Genomic DNA, 16,216 nt, shown 5'->3' on the forward strand with positions numbered 1-16,216 from the left:
GGTGTTCCCCGCACGCTACTACTATCTGTCTCGAATCGGGGCACTCTGGCCGAAGCCGATTAACGCACTCTTAAACCTTGATGCCCCCCGCCCGCCGCCGCGATTGTTGAACACAGGTTTCCCACACAATGAATTCGCGCTCCAACTCTGCTCTCAAGAAGCCTGCTCTCCGCAAGCCTGCCGCCAAGACGTCTGCCGCCAAGACATCTTCCGTCAAGAAATCCGCCGCCAAGGCAAAGCCCTCCAAGACGTCGCGCGCAAAGCCCGCGAGCAAGACCGGCAAGCTTCCGGAGTGGAACCTGGCGGATCTCTATTCCGGGATCGATGCGCCGGAAGTGACGCGCGATCTCGAAAAGATGGCTGCCGACTGCGTCGCGTTCGAGACCGACTACAAGGGCAAGCTGGCGACAGGGACAGCAAACGAAGATGGCGGAAAGTGGCTCGCGGAGGCCGTGCGACGCTATGAGGCGATCGATGATCTCGCCGGCCGGCTCGGCTCCTATGCCGGTCTCGTCCATGCCGGCGACAGCATGGACCCTGAGATTTCAAAGTTTTACGGCGATGTCTCCGAGCGGCTGACGGCGGCATCGACGCATCTTCTGTTCTTCGCGCTCGAGCTCAATCGCGTCGATGACGATATTTTGAACCGCGCCATGCAGGCTCCCGAGCTCGCGTACTACCGTCCTTGGATCGAGGATCTGCGCAAGGAGAAGCCGTATCAGCTCGACGACAAGCTGGAGCAGCTTTTTCTGGAGAAAGCCCAGACCGGCTATTCCGCCTTCAACCGGCTGTTCGACCAGACCATCTCCGGCCTGCGTTTCAAGGTCGGGTCCAAGGAGCTCGCGATCGAGCCGACGCTGAACCTGCTGCAGGACCGCGATGGCGCAAAGCGCAAGAGCGCGGCGGAAGCGCTGGCGAAGACGTTCAAGGCCAATGAGCGCACCTTTGCGCTGATCACCAACACGCTCGCCAAGGACAAGGACATCTCCGACCGCTGGCGCGGTTTCAAGGACGTCGCGGATTCCCGGCACCTCAACAACCGGGTCGAGCGCGAGGTGGTGGACGCGCTGGTCGCCTCGGTGCGCGCGGCCTATCCGAAGCTGTCGCATCGCTATTATGCGCTGAAGGCGAAGTGGTTCGGCAAGAAGCGGCTGGCCTATTGGGACCGCAATGCGCCGCTGCCGTTCGCCGCGACCGACGTCATCGCCTGGCCGGAGGCCCGAAGCATGGTGCTGACGGCCTATCGCGGCTTCTCGCCAAAAATGGCTGACATCGCCGAGCGCTTCTTCACCGATCGCTGGATCGACGCTCCGGTGCGGCCGGGCAAGGCCCCGGGTGCGTTCTCGCATCCGACCACGCCTTCCGCGCACCCCTACGTGCTCATGAACTACCAGGGCAAGCCGCGCGACGTGATGACGCTCGCCCACGAACTCGGCCACGGCGTGCACCAGGTGCTGGCCGCGAAGAACGGCGCGCTAATGGCGCCGACGCCGCTGACGTTGGCGGAGACCGCGAGCGTGTTCGGCGAGATGCTGACCTTCCGGCGACTGCTGGCGCAGACCAAGAGCGCCAAGCAGCGCCAGGCGCTGCTCGCCGGCAAGGTCGAGGACATGATCAACACCGTGGTGCGGCAGATCGCGTTCTATTCCTTCGAGCGCGCGGTCCACACCGAGCGCAAGAACGGCGAGCTCACCGCGACGCGGCTCGGCGAAATCTGGCTGTCGGTGCAGGGCGAGAGCCTCGGGCCGGCGATCGAGATCAAGGCGGGCTACGAGAACTACTGGATGTACATCCCGCACTTCATCCACTCGCCGTTCTACGTCTACGCCTATGCCTTCGGCGATTGCCTCGTGAACTCGCTCTATGCCGTCTACGAGAACGCGAACGAGGGCTTTGCCGAGCGCTACCTCGACATGCTCGCCGCCGGCGGCACCAAGCATTATTCCGAGCTGCTGCGACCGTTCGGGCTCGATGCCAAGGATCCCAAATTCTGGGATGGCGGCCTCTCGGTCATCGCCGGGATGATCGACGAGCTGGAGGCGATGGGCTGAGGCATTCGCCGTCCTTGGGGTGCGTAAAACATCCGTTGAACCAGCCTTCTTGTGATGTTATACATGTGTATAACATGCTGGAGGTCAGCCATGAAAATCGAGATCAAGAAGATCGGCAACTCGGACGGTTTGCTGCTGCCACGTGAACTGATGCAGCGGCTCGATCTCAAGCGCGGCCAGCAATTGCATGTGGTGGAATTGCCTGGTGGTGGTTTTCAGCTGTTGCCCTACGACCCCGATTTCGAACGGACGATGGAGATAGCCGACGAGATCATGGATAAGTATCGCGACACGCTCGCCGCGCTCGCAAAATAGTTGGCGATACGCATGAGCGATCCTCAGGAGCCGCTCTGGGTTACCTACGAGCAGGCTGTAGCAATTCACGGTCGACAGCTCCGGCGCTTCGGCGGTGCGCCGGGGTTGCGCGACGAAGGCATGCTGCGCTCGGCGCTGGAGCGCCCGATCAACAAATGGCGCTACGAACAGGCGCCGTTGGACGAACTCGCCGCAGCCTACGCATTCGGCCTTGCGAAAAATCATGCATTCGTCGACGGAAACAAGCGCATCGCCTTCATGGCCATGATGGTCTTTCTTCACAAGAATGGCGTAGCTTTCAGCCCCGATCCCGCGGAAGCGACAACGATCATCCTCTCTCTCGCCGCCGGCGAAGTCAGTGAGGAGAGTCTGACGCGCTGGATTCGGGACAATTGGAATTCCAAATGACCCGATTTGCGGGAAAACCCCGCCTCGGTGCCGTTGCCCTGTCCAATTCTTTAAGGTATCCCAGCCCGAGAATTGAACTTTCGACTGGGGACATTCCATGGCTGACCATAGCGAAGTTGCGTACAGCACCGCCGACGGCAACGACTACGTTGCTCACGAGCAGACCTACGAGGGCTTCATCAAGCTGGTGAAGTACGGCACGGCCTCGGTCGCGCTCATCGTGATCCTGATGGCGATCTTCCTGACCTGATCGATCGGCGGCTGCACACGCCAGCGGCAGCAGCTGCCCAGAATATTTGCATTCAAGCCGGTGCCAAAACCGGTATCGAACGCCGCGGGAGTAACGCTCAAGTTTGTGCGCGCGCTGTCCCGCGCCGCCGGAGGACCTATGAAGATCGCCGTTGCCAAGGAAATCGATCCATCGGAGCCGCGTGTCGCCGCTTCGCCTGATACGGTGAAGAAGTTCAAGGCGCTGGGCGCCGAGATCGCCGTCGAGCCGGGCGCCGGCCTCAAGTCGGGCCTGCCGGATTCCGAATTCACCGCCGCAGGTGCCATTGTCAGCGCCGACGCGCTGAAAGATGCCGACATCATCATCAAGGTGAAGCGCCCCGAGGCTTCGGAGCTGTCGCAGTACAAGCGCGGTGCGCTCGTCATCGCCATCATGGATCCCTACGGCAACGAGACCGCGCTGAAGACGATCGCCGATGCCGGCGTCTCCGCCTTCGCAATGGAGCTGATGCCGCGCATCACCCGCGCACAGGTGATGGACGTGTTGTCTTCGCAGGCGAACCTCGCCGGTTATCGCGCCGTGATCGAGGGCGCCGAGGCCTTTGGCCGTGCCTTCCCGATGATGATGACGGCGGCCGGCACCGTGCCCGCGGCCAAGGTGTTCGTGATGGGTGTCGGCGTCGCCGGCCTTCAGGCCATCGCGACCGCGCGCCGCCTGGGTGCCGTCGTGACCGCGACCGACGTGCGTCCCGCCACAAAGGAACAGGTCGAATCGCTCGGCGCAAAATTCCTCGCCGTCGAGGACGAGGAGTTCAAGAACGCGCAGACCGCCGGCGGCTATGCCAAGGAAATGTCCAAGGAATATCAGGCCAAGCAGGCCGCGCTCACCGCCGAGCACATCAAGAAGCAGGACATCGTGATCACCACCGCGCTGATCCCGGGCCGGCCGGCGCCGAAGCTGGTCAGTGCCGAGATGGTGAAGTCGATGAAGCCCGGCTCGGTGCTGGTCGATCTCGCCGTCGAGCGCGGCGGCAATGTCGAGGGCGCGAAGCCGGGCGAGGTTGTCGACCTCGATGGCATCAAGATCGTCGGCTACACCAACGTCGCCGGCCGCGTCGCGGCCTCGGCCTCCAGCCTCTACGCGCGCAATTTGTTCTCCTTCATCGAGACCATGGTCGACAAGAAAGAGAAGAAGCTCGCCGTCAACTGGGACGACGAGCTGGTCAAGGCGACCGCGCTCACGAAAGACGGCGCCGTCATCCACCCGAACTTCCAGCCGAAGGCATAAGGAGAGATCGCCATGGAGCATGTTGCACAGGTCGTCGACCCCTTCGTCTTCCGGCTGTCGATCTTCGTCCTCGCCGTCTTCGTCGGTTATTTCGTGGTGTGGTCGGTGACCCCGGCGCTGCACACCCCGCTGATGAGCGTGACCAACGCGATCTCCTCGGTGATCGTGGTCGGCGCGCTGCTCGCGGTCGGCGTCGGCATGGTTTCGAGCGGTTCGGGCTGGGCGCGCGGCTTCGGCTTCGTCGCGCTCATCTTCGCCTGCGTCAACATCTTTGGCGGCTTCCTTGTCACCCAGCGCATGCTGGCGATGTACAAGAAGAAAGCCAAGTAAGCGGCCACCTCGGGCTGAAGGGATCAATGGGGACCTGAGATGAGCGCCAATCTCTCTGCATTCTTGTATCTCGTGGCGGGGGTGCTGTTCATCCTGTCGCTGCGCGGGCTGTCGAGCCCGGCGACGTCGCGCCAGGGCAATTTGTTCGGCATGATCGGCATGGGCATCGCGGTCGCGACCACGCTCGCCAGTCATCCGCCGGCGGACGGCGTCGCCTGGATCCTGGTGATCCTTGGTATCGCCATTGGTGGCGGCATTGGTGCGGTGATCGCCCGCCGCGTACCGATGACCTCGATGCCGGAACTGGTTGCCGCCTTCCACTCGCTGGTCGGCATGGCCGCGGTGCTGGTTGCCGCCGGCGCGTTCTATGCGCCCGAGGCGTTCGACATCGGCAAGCCCGGCGCCATTCATGCATCGAGCCTGGTCGAGATGTCGCTCGGCGTCGCCATCGGCGCACTGACCTTCACCGGCTCGGTGATCGCGTTCCTGAAGCTGTCCGCGCGCATGAGCGGTGCGCCGATCATTCTGCCCGGCCGCCACATCATCAACATCGCGCTCGCCGTGGCGCTGGTGTTCTTCATCGTCCGTCTCGTCCTCACCGGCGGGGCGTTCGACTTCTGGATGATCACGATTCTGGCGCTGGCGCTCGGCGTGCTCATGATCATCCCGATCGGCGGCGCCGACATGCCGGTCGTGATCTCGATGCTGAACTCCTACTCGGGCTGGGCTGCGGCCGGCATTGGCTTCACGCTGGGCAATTCCGCGCTGATCATCACCGGCGCGCTGGTCGGCTCATCCGGCGCGATCCTGTCCTACATCATGTGCCACGCGATGAACCGGTCCTTCATCTCGGTCATCCTCGGCGGCTTCGGCGGCGAGACCGCCGCGGCCGGCGGCGGGACGGGCGAGCAGAAGCCCGCCAAGCTCGGCTCGGCGGACGATGCCGCCTTCATCATGAAGAACGCGCAGAAGGTCATCATCGTGCCCGGCTACGGCATGGCGGTGGCGCAGGCCCAGCACGCGCTGCGCGAGATGGGCGACATCCTGAAGAAGGAAGGCGTCGAGGTGAAATACGCCATTCATCCGGTGGCAGGCCGTATGCCCGGCCACATGAACGTGCTGCTCGCCGAAGCCAACGTGCCCTATGACGAGGTGTTTGAGCTCGAGGACATCAACTCCGAATTCGCACAGGCCGACATCGCCTTCGTGATCGGCGCCAACGACGTCACCAACCCGGCGGCCGAGGAGGACAAGACCTCGCCGATCTACGGCATGCCGGTGCTGCAGGTCTGGAAGGCCGGCACCGTGATGTTCATCAAGCGCTCGCTGGCCTCCGGCTACGCCGGCATCGACAATCCGCTGTTCTACCGCGATAACACCATGATGCTGCTCGGCGACGCCAAGAAGGTCACCGAGAACATCGTCAAGGCGATGTAGGCGCGCGAAGGAAGCGGACCGTGGCCATCAACAAGGAATGGCACCGGTCCCATCGCATGCCGCCCAAGGCCACGCGCGGGCAGCGCGTCGAGTGGCACGCCTCCCACAAGGCAGCGTGCGGCTGTCGCGACGTACCGTCAAGCCTTCGGCCCGACGTCATGAAATTGCTGCGGAGCCGTCGCAAGCCCTGAGTTCAAACCGGGGCCGGCCGCGCCATGATCGCCATCGCCAAGTGGACTGTCATCCTGCTCGTGACCGTCTATCTCGCCGGTCTCGTCGTGCTGTATGTCCGGCAGCGCGAGATGCTGTTTCCGATCCCGCCGGTCGGTCGCGCTGCACCCGGTGCGGCAGGTCTGCCCGAGGCAGAAGAGCATGTTCTGACCACCCCGGATGGCGAGAATATCATTGTCTGGCACGTGCCGGCGAGGCCCGGTCGGCCCGTGATCCTGTATTTCCCTGGCAACGGCGATTTCCTCGCGGGCCGCACCGATCGCTTCAAGGCCATGATTGCCGACGGCACCGGTCTCGTCGCGCTGTCCTATCGCGGCTATGCCGGCTCGAGCGGCGCGCCGAGCGAGCAGGGCCTGCTGCGCGACGCGGCCACCGCCTACACTTTCACCAGCGCGCGCTATGGGGCGGAACGAATCGTCGCCTGGGGCTTTTCGCTCGGGACGGGCGTGGCGGTCGCGCTGGCCTCCGAACACGCCATCGGAAAGCTGATCCTGGAGGCGCCGTATACCTCGACGGCCGACGTCGCAGCATTGGCCTTCCGGTACGTGCCGGTGCGCCTGCTCATGCGCGACCAGTTTCGCTCCGACGAACGGATCGCGCGCGTCACGGTGCCGCTGCTGGTGATGCATGGCACCAATGATCTTGCCATTTCCATCCTGTTCGGGGAGCGTCTGTTCGCGCTCGCGCATGAACCGAAGCGGTTCGTGCGCTTTGCGGGCGGCGGACATGACAATCTCGACAGTTTCGGTGCGCTCGAAACGGCAAGGCGCTTCATTGGATATTGAACGATCCGTCACGCGGCTCAGGGGCGCATTCCTGCTCGTCATCCTCACCTTGTTGCCGCAGCCGGCCTGGGCCGCAACCGGGCTCGATGGTGCGGCGATGCGCTGGCCCTATGCGCTGCCCTTTGCCGGTCTGTTGCTGTCGATCGCGCTCGGCCCGCTGCTGTATCCGAAGATTTGGCATCATCATTACGGCAAGATCACCGCCGCCTGGTCGCTCCTGGCGCTCGTCTCGCTCGTGATTTTTGCCGGCAGCACGGCGACGCTGGCGGCGCTCGTGCACGCCATGCTCGCCGAATATCTCGGCTTCATCGTGCTGCTGTTCTCTCTCTATGTCGTGGCCGGCGGCATTCTCATCACCGGCGACATCAAGGCCACGCCGGCGATGAATGCCGGCATCCTCGCGCTCGGCACGCTGGGGGCGAGCATCGTCGGCACCACTGGCGCCGCGATGATCCTGATCCGTCCGCTAATCCGAGCCAACCGGCCGCGGCGCCACAACGCTCACGTCATCGTCTTCTTCATCATCCTGGTTGCCAATGTCGGCGGCGCGTTGAGCCCGCTCGGCGATCCGCCGCTGTTCGTCGGTTTCCTGCACGGCGTCGACTTCTTCTGGACCACACGGACCATCTGGCTGCAGACCGCGCTCGTCGCCGGATTGCTGCTCGCGATTTTCGTCGCCATCGACGTCTGGTGGTTCCGCAGCGAGCCTTTGCGCGAGGAGGCCGTTTCCGCCGAGCCGGTCCGCATCCGCGGCCTCGTCAATCTCGTGCTGATAGCTGCCATCGTCGCCTGCCTGCTGATGTCGGCGATGTGGAAGCCCGGCATCGCCTTCGACGTTCTCGGAACGAAGGTCGAGCTGGAGGATCTCGCGCGCAATTCGGCGCTGCTCGCCATTGCGGCGCTGTCGGTGTGGCTGACGCCGGACGAGCACAGGCTGGCCAACGGCTTCACCTGGGAGCCGATCCGCGAGGTCGCAAAGCTGTTCGCGGGCATCTTCGTCGCCATCATTCCGGTCATCGCCATGCTCAACGCCGGCCATCACGGCGCCTTCGCCTGGCTGCTGTCGGCCGTAACGGGGGCGGACGGAGCGCCGCGCGAGGTCGCTTATTTCTGGTTCACCGGCCTGATGTCCGCGTTCCTCGACAATGCGCCGACCTATCTGTTGTTCTTCCAGCTCGCCGGCGGCGACCCGCAGGTGCTGATGAATCAGCTCTCGGGCACGCTCGCCTCGATCTCCATGGGCGCGGTCTACATGGGTGCGCTCACCTATATCGGCAATGCACCGAACTTCATGGTGAGCAGCATCGCCAGCGAGAACGGCATCAAGATGCCGAGCTTCTTCGGCTATTTCTTGCGCGCCGGCGCAGTGTTGATCCCGCTGTTCGTGCTGCTGACGCTGCTGCCGGTCTCGCCGATCCTGCACTAGCATTGAATCTCGCGCCTGATTTGCTACTGCTCATCCGAGCAGATGGAATTGGTGAATGAGCGCGCATAACCCGATGCCCCGGTCGGCCTGGATCTTTCCGGCGCTGGCCGTGCTGTTGTTCGCAGCCGTAAGCGCGACGGACTACGTGTTCACGCTGTCGCTGGGCGGGCTCGTCTTTGCGACCGTGCTGCTCGTCATCCTGTTCGGCACGGTGTTCGCCGCGGTTCATCATGCCGAAGTGATCGCCGAACGGGTCGGCGAGCCCTATGGCACGCTGGTGCTGACGCTCTCGGTGACCATCATCGAGGTGGCGCTGATCACCACGATCATGCTCGGCGACAAGCCCGCGCCGGCGCTGGCGCGCGACACCGTGTTCGCCGTGGTCATGATCGTCTGCAACGGCCTCGTCGGGCTCTGCATCTTTATCGGCGGCCTGCGCTATCGGGAGCAGGGCTTTCAGCTCTCCGGCGCCAACGTCTATCTCAGCGTCCTGTTCGCGCTCGCGACCATCACGCTGATCCTGCCGAACTACACGACCAGCACGCCGGGGCCGGTCTATTCGGCAGCTCAGCTCGGTTTCGTCGACGTCGTCACGCTCGCGCTGTACGGGGTGTTTCTCTACACCCAGATGGTGCTGCACAAGGACTACTTCGTTCATGATCGGGGAGACGGCGGCAGCGGCGAGGCGCATCTGTCGGGCAGGATGCTGGCGCTCAGCGTCGTGCTGCTGCTGGTCGCGCTGCTGGCGGTGGTGCTGCTCGCCAAGAAATTCTCGCTGGTGGTCGACGCCGTCGCAGCCAGGATCGGCGCGCCGCCGGCCTTCACCGGACTTCTGGTCGCGCTGCTGATTCTGATGCCGGAAGGTCTTGCGGCCGTCTCCGCGGCCCGCAAGAATGACCTCCAGAAGAGCATCAACCTCGCGCTGGGCTCCTCGCTCGCCACCATCGGGCTGACCATTCCGGCCGTTGGCATTGCCACCTACGCGCTCGACAAGGAGCTCGAGCTCGGCCTCAGCGCCCAGGGCAGCGTGCTCCTGCTCCTGACCTTCTTCCTGAGCATGCTGACCTTCGGCACGGGCAGAACAAACGTCCTGTTCGGGCTGGTCCATATGGTGGTATTTGCCGTCTACGTCTTCATGGTTTTCGTGCCCTGAACCCATTTTGCGCATCCGCCGCCCTCACGGGCCGGATCGCGTCCCAGGAGAGTCCCGATGCTTGCCGCCAGATCCGAGGTTCAGGTCGATAACGAACAGGTGCGGGTGACCGAATGGCGGCTCGATCCGGGCAGCGCCACCGGGCATCACACCCACGGCATGGATTACGTGATTGTTCCCGTGGTCGCCGGCGAAATGACCATCGTGGCGCCCAACGGCGAGCGGTCCAAGGCGCAGCTTGCGGCCGGGAAATCCTATTTCCGCAAGGCGGGCGTCCAACATGACGTACTTAACGAAACCTCAACTGAGATCGTGTTCCTTGAGATCGAGCTCAAGCCGTAAGTCCGGCCTTAACACTTGCCATCGATCCGTCGCAGTTGATCCCTTACAATGCCCCAAAGTTCCCGCATCAGATCGCGCGGGGAGTGGCCGGAATGCTGAAATACCTCGCTAAAATTTCGATGGATATTTTCCCCTCGGTGCTCGCGACGATCATCGGGGCGTACATCGTTAACCACTACATCAACGCCAAGCCGGCGGCTGATGCCCCTGCGGCCGTGGTGGCCCCTTCCCAGGCCGGCAGCGACGGCAAGCCGACGGACACCGCCAACCTTCCTGCGCCCGGCGTCAAGGCCAGGGGCATCTCGGAGAAGAGCATTTCCGACAAGGGTGCGGCAGACAAGGCTGCGGCGGACAAAGCTGCGGCCGAGAAGCCCGCCGACAAGCATGAGACCAAGGCTGCAGACATCGCGCCTGCCGACGCCCCCTCGCACGGCCGTCCCCCTGTGCGCGAGAAGGCCGCCGCGAAGGCGACCCCGCCAGCCGCTGCCCCGGTCGCGGAGGCCAGTGCCGCGCCGGCCGGAGCGTCCCAGGCTGCGACTCCCGACGCCAACGATCTGGCGCGCGCCGCCATCGAGCGTCTTCGCAAGTCGCCTGAGGGCAAAGCTGCCGAGACCAAGTCTGCCGAGACCAAAGCTGCCGAAGCCAAATCTGCCGAGACCAAGCCGGTCGAGCGGACCCCCGAGCCCGCGGTGCGCGAAGCTACCCGCGTCCCCGAGGCCCCGCGTGTCATCGCGACGGAGCCCTCGGCGGTCAGGCCGCTGCCACCGCCGATCACGGTGTCCACGCCCTCGCCCGAGAGCTATGGCAATGGCGGTTCCTCGCCGTCCTATACGGCCTCGGTCGGCAACGACGACCCGAATCGGATGACGCCGCCGGCGGACATTCCCGTGCCGGTGATCGCGCCGCCGCTCGATCTGCGCGCCGATGCCGGCGCCGCCCTGCCGCGGCCGAAGAAGACGAATGTGGCCGACGAGATGCTGTCGGGCATGAAGTCGATGTTCCACTCCGTTCTGCCGAAGGGCGCCACCCCCGACTGAGACAGCGCCTGCGCTGCGCCCGAGCCGTCAACCGCCGACGCGGGCAAGGCCGCTGCGTGCGGTGTCGTCGCGTGGCCGAAGCGCGACGGCCCTGGTGTAGGAGGCCGCCGCCTTGGCCTTGTCGCCCAGTCGTTCATAGGCCTGTCCGCGCGTGGTCCAGACCTGCGGGTTATGCGGATCCGCCTCGGAGGCCTCATCCAGATCGGCTGCGGCCTCCTTGATCTTGCCGAGGGCGAGATAGCTGGTGGCGCGGCCGAGCAGCGGCTCGGCCTTCTGGGGGTTGAGCCCGCTCGCGGCGCTGAAATCGGCGATCGCGGAGTCGTGCTGATGATTGGCCTGGTAGATCAGGGCACGGCCATAAAGCGCCTGCGCGTTGTAGGGATCGAGACCGACCGCGCGATTGAACTCCTCGAGCGCTGCCGCGGTCTCGCCTGACTTCGCCAGGGATTGGGCTTTTGCGGTATGGGCCTGAGCTTCGGCGACGTTGCCGGGGCTTACCGCGCTCTCAGCGGGTGCGGCCGCCTTCGGCGCCTCCTGCGGCTTATCCTTCTCCGGCATCAACGATCCCAGATCGAAGGAGCAGCCGCACAGCGCAATCCCCATCAAAGCCAGCGCGAACGGCTGCCGCCAGATCAGGCGTCGCCGCGTCAAGCCGCGCTCGGGGCAAGGGGAAGCCATCTACGGTTCGCTCGCGCTCGTGCCGCACTGGTAGTGCCCCGTCCCAGAAAGGCACCGCTCACAAACAATAACGCGGGCCAGGGGCCCGCGTCATCGGAAACTGAAGTCTTGGGAAATTGAAGACTTGCGAAAATTGAAGACTTGGGAAACTGAAGTCTTGCGGGGTCCAGTAGATCAGCGCGGTCCGCGCGGACCTGCACCGGGGCCGCCACGGCCGCCGCGATCACCGCCGGGACCGGCGCCGAACACCGGCTTCGGCTTCATCGGCAGCAGACCTTCGCGCTGCAGCTTCTTGCGGGCCAGCTTGCGCGCGCGGCGCACGGCTTCGGCCTTTTCGCGGGCCTTCTTCTCGGAGGGCTTTTCGTAGTGACCGCGGAGCTTCATCTCGCGGAAAATTCCCTCGCGCTGCATCTTCTTCTTCAGCGCCTTGAGGGCTTGATCGACATTGTTATCGCGAACGAGAACCTGCACGCGGCATCCTCTTGAGTGGATCGGATTTGAATTCTGGTAAGACGAAGGGGATGGCGAAACGCGCAAGCCCTTAACCTTGAGGGCGCGGATGTATCAGACAAAACCCGGGATGTCCACCGGCCAAGCGGGGATTCGGGCCAAGTTCAGCCATTAAATAAGGCAAAATATCTCCTTGCAGCCCTGATTTGGGAGATTTGACGCCAATGATGGGGCCGTTTCCGGGGCTTTGTTCCGGAATCTTGAAAGCAGGGGACTACACATGGATATCAAGAAATACGCTGCAGAAGCCATCGGGACCTTTTGGCTTACATTCGCAGGCTGCGGGAGTGCGGTGATCGCCGCCGGCTTTCCGCAGGTGGGAATCGGACTGGTTGGTGTCTCCCTCGCGTTCGGACTCAGCGTCGTCACCATGGCCTATGCGATCGGCCATATCTCGGGTTGCCATCTCAACCCGGCGGTCACCGTCGGTCTTGCTGCCGGCGGCCGTTTTCCCGCCGGGCAGATCCTGCCCTATGTGATCGCCCAGGTGGCCGGAGCCATCGTGGCTGCATGGCTTCTCTATGTCATCGCGAGCGGGGCTCCCGGATTCGACGTCGGCAAGGGCTTCGCATCCAACGGCTATGACGCGCATTCGCCCGGCCAGTACAGCATGATCGTGTGCTTCCTCACCGAGGTGGTGATGACCATGATGTTCCTGTTCATCATCATGGGCGCCACCCATGGCCGCGCGCCCGCGGGCTTCGCACCGCTCGCGATCGGGCTCGCGCTGGTGATGATCCATCTCGTCAGCATCCCCGTCACCAACACGTCGGTGAACCCGGCGCGCAGCACGGGCCCCGCGCTGTTCGTCGGCGGCTGGGCGACCGCGCAGCTTTGGCTGTTCTGGGTCGCACCGCTGATCGGCGGCGCGCTGGGCGGGGTGATCTATCGCTGGCTGAGCGAGGAGCCCACCGGCGTTGTCGCGGGCGTGAAGACGGCCTGAGCGCGTGGCGGGATCGCAGGTCGGAGCCGCGATCCCGTTACTTGCCTGTGGTGGGGCGCACTTCGGTGACGTGGCCCATCTTGCGGCCGGGGCGCGGCGCGCCCTTGCCATAGATGTGGACGGTCGCGCCGGGCACGGCCAGCCACTTCTCGTAGTCGTTGATCTCGTCGCCGATCAGGTTGGTCATGGTGACGACCTCACCGTGGCGCACCGGCTTGCCGAGCGGCCAGCCGGCGATGGCGCGGATGTGCTGCTCGAACTGCGAGACGGACGCGCCGTCGAGCGTCCAGTGCCCGGAATTATGCACGCGCGGGGCGATCTCGTTGACCAGCACCTTCGGTCCGGTGCCATTGGCCAGCACGAACATCTCGACGGCGAGCACGCCGACATAGTCGAGCGCGCTCGCGATCTTTCCGGCGATGCTGCGCGCTTCCTCGGCGAGCGCGTCGGGGATCGGGGCCGGCGCGCGCGATATCTTCAGGATGTGGTCGCGGTGCTCGTTCTCGGTGACGTCGAAACACTCGACCTCGCCTGTGACCGAGCGTGCGGCGATCACGGAGATCTCGCGCTCGAACGGCACGAAGGCTTCCAGGATCGCCGATTTGGTGGCGAGGCTGGTCCACACCTTGGCGATGTCGTCGCCCTCGCGGATGATGGCCTGGCCCTTGCCGTCATAACCGAAGCGGCGGGTCTTGAGCACGGCCGGAAGGCCGATCCTGGCGATCGCCTCGCGCAACGAGGCGACGGACGTGACGTCGGCGTAGGCTGCGGTGCCGATCCCGAGGCGGGTGACAAAATCCTTCTCCGCGAGCCGGTCCTGCGTGGTCTCGAGGATCTTGCGATTGGGCAGCACCGGGCGGCGCGCATCCAGCACCATCGCAGCGGCCGAGGGGACGTTCTCGAATTCGTAGGTGATGACGTCGACGTCGCCCGCGAACAGTTCGAGCGCTTCGACATCGGCATATTCGGCGCAGGTCGCGTTCAAGACGACGTCGAAAGCCGGCGAGTCCGGATCGGGCGAGAATACCTGGCAGCGCAGGCCGAGCCGCGCCGCAGCCATCGCCAGCATCCGGCCCAATTGTCCGCCGCCGAGGATTCCGATGGTGTCACCGGGCTTCAGCTTCACGTGCCGGGTGTCAGTCACGCCTTGCCCTCCGGGCGCTCAGCAACCGCCTCGGTCTGAGCCTTGCGCCAGGCGGCGAGGCGATCGGACAAGGCCGGGTCGGACAGTGCCAGGACGGATGCTGCCAGCAGCGCGGCGTTGGTCGCGCCGGCCTTGCCGATGGCGAGGGTGCCGACCGGGATGCCGGCGGGCATCTGGACGATCGAATAGAGCGAATCGAGGCCCTTGAGGGTCTTGGATTCGACGGGAACGCCGAATACCGGCAGCTCGGTCAGCGCCGCCGCCATGCCTGGCAGGTGCGCAGCGCCTCCAGCGCCGGCGATGATGACCTTGTACCCCGCGGCCTTGGCGCCCTTGGCGAAAGCAAACAGCCGGTCGGGGGTGCGGTGGGCCGAAACGATGCGGCTGTCGACTGCAACGCCGAGCGCGGCGAGCGTGTCGGCGGCATGCCGCATCGTGTCCCAGTCCGACTGGCTTCCCATGATGATGGCGATCGGCGCGGTCATGGCGTTGATTGTGCCCGAAAAACAGAAGGATAGGCCAGATTATCGGTTCCGGCCGGCGGCTCGCAAGGCGGTGGCAAGGAGAAGGGAATCCACTATCCTGTCTTGGTGAAACCCCGCAAGCCTTCATTGAGCAGGATGCCCATGAAGAAACCGAAAAGGGCGAGTGCTGCGAAGGCCAAGGCGGGCCGGAAGACCAGCGTCGGCCGTTCCAAAGCCGCCCCGAAGCGGCCGACCAAGCGTCCGGCGAAGCCGCCGCGGCGCGGCGCGTTGGGCGATGAAGCCCAGGAAACCGTCAGGGCGACGATCCGGGACTTGCGGGCCAAGCTCAAGCAGGCGCAGCGCCGGGTCGCCGAGCTGGAAGCTGCGGCCGATACCGATTTCCTGCTCGGGATTCCCAACCGGCGCGGTTTCGAGCGCGAGCTTGCGCGCGCCATCGCCTACATGAAGCGCTACCGCGCCAGCGGGGCGCTGATCGTGCTCGACGTCGATCGGCTGAAACCGATCAACGATTCGTTTGGTCACGGCGCCGGCGACGAGGTGCTCAAGTCGATTGTCGCCGCGCTGACGCGGCAGGTCCGTGCCTCCGACGTGGTCGGGCGGCTCGGAGGCGACGAGTTCGCGCTGCTGCTCTGGAACCTGAGCGAGACCGATGCCAAGGCGAAGGCCGCCGCCTTCGAACAGGCGATCGACGAATTGTCTTTCGTCTTTCGCGGCCAGCACGTGACCGCGGGGGCCTCCGCCGGTGTCGCGCTGCTGGGGGCGCAATCCGATGCAGGCCGTGCCCTGGAGGAGGCGGATGCCGCCATGTATGTGCGCAAGGCGCATCGGCGGCACGAGCCGCGGATCAGGCTGGTCAGCAGCTGATTCCTACAGTGTGGCGAGATCTTCCGGCACGTTGCCGAATCTGCGCAGCAGCGTGGCGTCCCCGAACTCGCCGGTCATGGGATCGCCGCTGCGGCTGAACGCGACGGCACCGATGTGGCCGGCGCCGCGCGACAAGGCCTCGGCGCGCCGCAACGCGGCCGTCGAACTCTGGCATTCTTCCGCTGCGCCTGCGACAGGCGAGCCGTCGGCATCGATCAAGAAGGGCATTGCAACGTAATAGGTCACGTCCGACATGGCGTTGCTCCGACGTTGAACTCAGGCGGCGCTGCTCTTGCTCCGCATCTTGCTGCGTGAGGTCTCGGGGATGCAGCCGGCGGAGATTGCCGCCTGCAATTCCTCCAGCTCGGCCTCCAGGTATTCGTTGGCCATGATCAGCGCCTTGATGGTGCTGCGCAGATTGCCGTCGCACATTGCGATGGCCTGGTCGCACGCCTGTTCATAGTGGCTGTTGTCGAGAAGGGCTGCTGTCGACATCTGCGTGTCCTCGGGTGTGTTCTTAGGGGCGTTCGGGGCGTTGCTGCACCTCGAATGTTCTTATTT

Annotated in this window: 20 protein-coding genes; 14 read left to right on the forward strand and 6 right to left on the reverse strand. The window is 64.6% G+C overall.

What is annotated here, in order from left to right:
* Positions 1-128: 128 nt before the first annotated feature.
* The 12 genes from DCM79_RS24730 to DCM79_RS24785 all read left to right on the forward strand — a co-directional run bounded on the left by DCM79_RS24730 (position 129) and on the right by DCM79_RS24785 (position 11,031).
* Positions 129-2,051 (forward strand): M3 family oligoendopeptidase, encoded by a 1,923-nt coding sequence (locus tag DCM79_RS24730; RefSeq protein WP_257176755.1) that lies wholly within the window; start codon positions 129-131, stop codon positions 2,049-2,051.
* Between the two features lie 90 nt (positions 2,052-2,141).
* Positions 2,142-2,366, forward strand: coding sequence for an AbrB family transcriptional regulator (locus DCM79_RS24735; RefSeq protein ID WP_035998672.1), 225 nt, complete (start codon positions 2,142-2,144; stop codon positions 2,364-2,366).
* A 12-nt stretch (positions 2,367-2,378) separates the two neighbouring features.
* On the forward strand, positions 2,379-2,774 hold the full coding sequence (locus DCM79_RS24740; RefSeq protein WP_257176756.1) for a type II toxin-antitoxin system death-on-curing family toxin: 396 nt from the start codon (positions 2,379-2,381) through the stop codon (positions 2,772-2,774).
* Between the two features lie 97 nt (positions 2,775-2,871).
* On the forward strand, positions 2,872-3,024 hold the full coding sequence (locus DCM79_RS24745) for an aa3-type cytochrome c oxidase subunit IV (RefSeq protein ID WP_018317799.1): 153 nt from the start codon (positions 2,872-2,874) through the stop codon (positions 3,022-3,024).
* Between the two features lie 138 nt (positions 3,025-3,162).
* Positions 3,163-4,290 carry a Re/Si-specific NAD(P)(+) transhydrogenase subunit alpha gene (locus DCM79_RS24750; protein ID WP_257176757.1) on the forward strand — a complete coding sequence of 376 codons (1,128 nt, stop codon included), beginning with the start codon at positions 3,163-3,165 and terminating at the stop codon, positions 4,288-4,290.
* Between the two features lie 12 nt (positions 4,291-4,302).
* Positions 4,303-4,620 carry a proton-translocating transhydrogenase family protein gene (locus tag DCM79_RS24755; protein WP_028138374.1) on the forward strand — a complete coding sequence of 106 codons (318 nt, stop codon included), beginning with the start codon at positions 4,303-4,305 and terminating at the stop codon, positions 4,618-4,620.
* A gap of 39 nt (positions 4,621-4,659) precedes the next feature.
* Positions 4,660-6,057, forward strand: coding sequence for an NAD(P)(+) transhydrogenase (Re/Si-specific) subunit beta (locus DCM79_RS24760; RefSeq protein WP_028138373.1), 1,398 nt, complete (start codon positions 4,660-4,662; stop codon positions 6,055-6,057).
* A 215-nt stretch (positions 6,058-6,272) separates the two neighbouring features.
* Complete coding sequence (locus DCM79_RS24765) at positions 6,273-7,073, forward strand: alpha/beta hydrolase (protein ID WP_257176758.1); 801 nt, start codon at positions 6,273-6,275, stop codon at positions 7,071-7,073.
* 97 nt (positions 7,074-7,170) lie between these two features.
* Positions 7,171-8,499, forward strand: coding sequence for a sodium:proton antiporter (locus DCM79_RS24770; RefSeq protein ID WP_257180839.1), 1,329 nt, complete (start codon positions 7,171-7,173; stop codon positions 8,497-8,499).
* A 55-nt stretch (positions 8,500-8,554) separates the two neighbouring features.
* The gene (locus DCM79_RS24775; protein WP_257176759.1) at positions 8,555-9,652 is read left to right on the forward strand and encodes a calcium:proton antiporter; all 1,098 of its coding nucleotides are present in this window, start codon (positions 8,555-8,557) and stop codon (positions 9,650-9,652) included.
* A gap of 57 nt (positions 9,653-9,709) precedes the next feature.
* On the forward strand, positions 9,710-9,994 hold the full coding sequence (locus tag DCM79_RS24780; protein ID WP_028138369.1) for a cupin domain-containing protein: 285 nt from the start codon (positions 9,710-9,712) through the stop codon (positions 9,992-9,994).
* A 92-nt stretch (positions 9,995-10,086) separates the two neighbouring features.
* A complete protein-coding gene (locus tag DCM79_RS24785; protein WP_257176760.1) occupies positions 10,087-11,031 on the forward strand; it encodes a hypothetical protein in 945 nt (314 codons plus the stop codon).
* Positions 11,032-11,058: 27 nt separating this feature from the next.
* Here DCM79_RS24785 and DCM79_RS24790 read toward each other — a convergent pair whose 3' ends face one another.
* Positions 11,059-11,709: a tetratricopeptide repeat protein gene (locus tag DCM79_RS24790; protein WP_306556716.1), complete on the reverse strand. Its 651-nt coding sequence runs from the start codon at positions 11,707-11,709 to the stop codon at positions 11,059-11,061.
* Between the two features lie 174 nt (positions 11,710-11,883).
* Complete coding sequence (rpsU, locus tag DCM79_RS24795; protein WP_008546194.1) at positions 11,884-12,180, reverse strand: 30S ribosomal protein S21; 297 nt, start codon at positions 12,178-12,180, stop codon at positions 11,884-11,886.
* Positions 12,181-12,439: 259 nt separating this feature from the next.
* Between rpsU and aqpZ the strand changes: the two genes are divergently transcribed.
* The gene (gene aqpZ, locus DCM79_RS24800; protein WP_257176762.1) at positions 12,440-13,162 is read left to right on the forward strand and encodes an aquaporin Z; all 723 of its coding nucleotides are present in this window, start codon (positions 12,440-12,442) and stop codon (positions 13,160-13,162) included.
* Positions 13,163-13,199: 37 nt separating this feature from the next.
* On the opposite strand, the gene DCM79_RS24805 is transcribed toward aqpZ, so the two are convergent.
* Entirely contained in the window at positions 13,200-14,306 is a 1,107-nt protein-coding gene (locus tag DCM79_RS24805; protein ID WP_028138365.1) for a 5-(carboxyamino)imidazole ribonucleotide synthase, read from the reverse strand.
* Complete coding sequence (gene purE / locus DCM79_RS24810) at positions 14,303-14,791, reverse strand: 5-(carboxyamino)imidazole ribonucleotide mutase (protein ID WP_257176763.1); 489 nt, start codon at positions 14,789-14,791, stop codon at positions 14,303-14,305. Before purE ends, DCM79_RS24805 begins: the two co-directional genes overlap by 4 nt.
* A gap of 141 nt (positions 14,792-14,932) precedes the next feature.
* On the opposite strand from purE, the gene DCM79_RS24815 reads away from it, so the two are divergent.
* Entirely contained in the window at positions 14,933-15,655 is a 723-nt protein-coding gene (locus DCM79_RS24815; RefSeq protein WP_257176764.1) for a GGDEF domain-containing protein, read from the forward strand.
* Positions 15,656-15,658: 3 nt separating this feature from the next.
* On the opposite strand, the gene DCM79_RS24820 is transcribed toward DCM79_RS24815, so the two are convergent.
* Entirely contained in the window at positions 15,659-15,910 is a 252-nt protein-coding gene (locus DCM79_RS24820; protein ID WP_028138362.1) for a hypothetical protein, read from the reverse strand.
* A gap of 21 nt (positions 15,911-15,931) precedes the next feature.
* Positions 15,932-16,150 (reverse strand): hypothetical protein, encoded by a 219-nt coding sequence (locus DCM79_RS24825; RefSeq protein WP_026201909.1) that lies wholly within the window; start codon positions 16,148-16,150, stop codon positions 15,932-15,934.
* Positions 16,151-16,216 lie beyond the last annotated feature (66 nt).

The sequence above is a fragment of the Bradyrhizobium sp. WBOS07 genome (assembly GCF_024585165.1).
Classification (GTDB): domain Bacteria; phylum Pseudomonadota; class Alphaproteobacteria; order Rhizobiales; family Xanthobacteraceae; genus Bradyrhizobium; species Bradyrhizobium japonicum_B.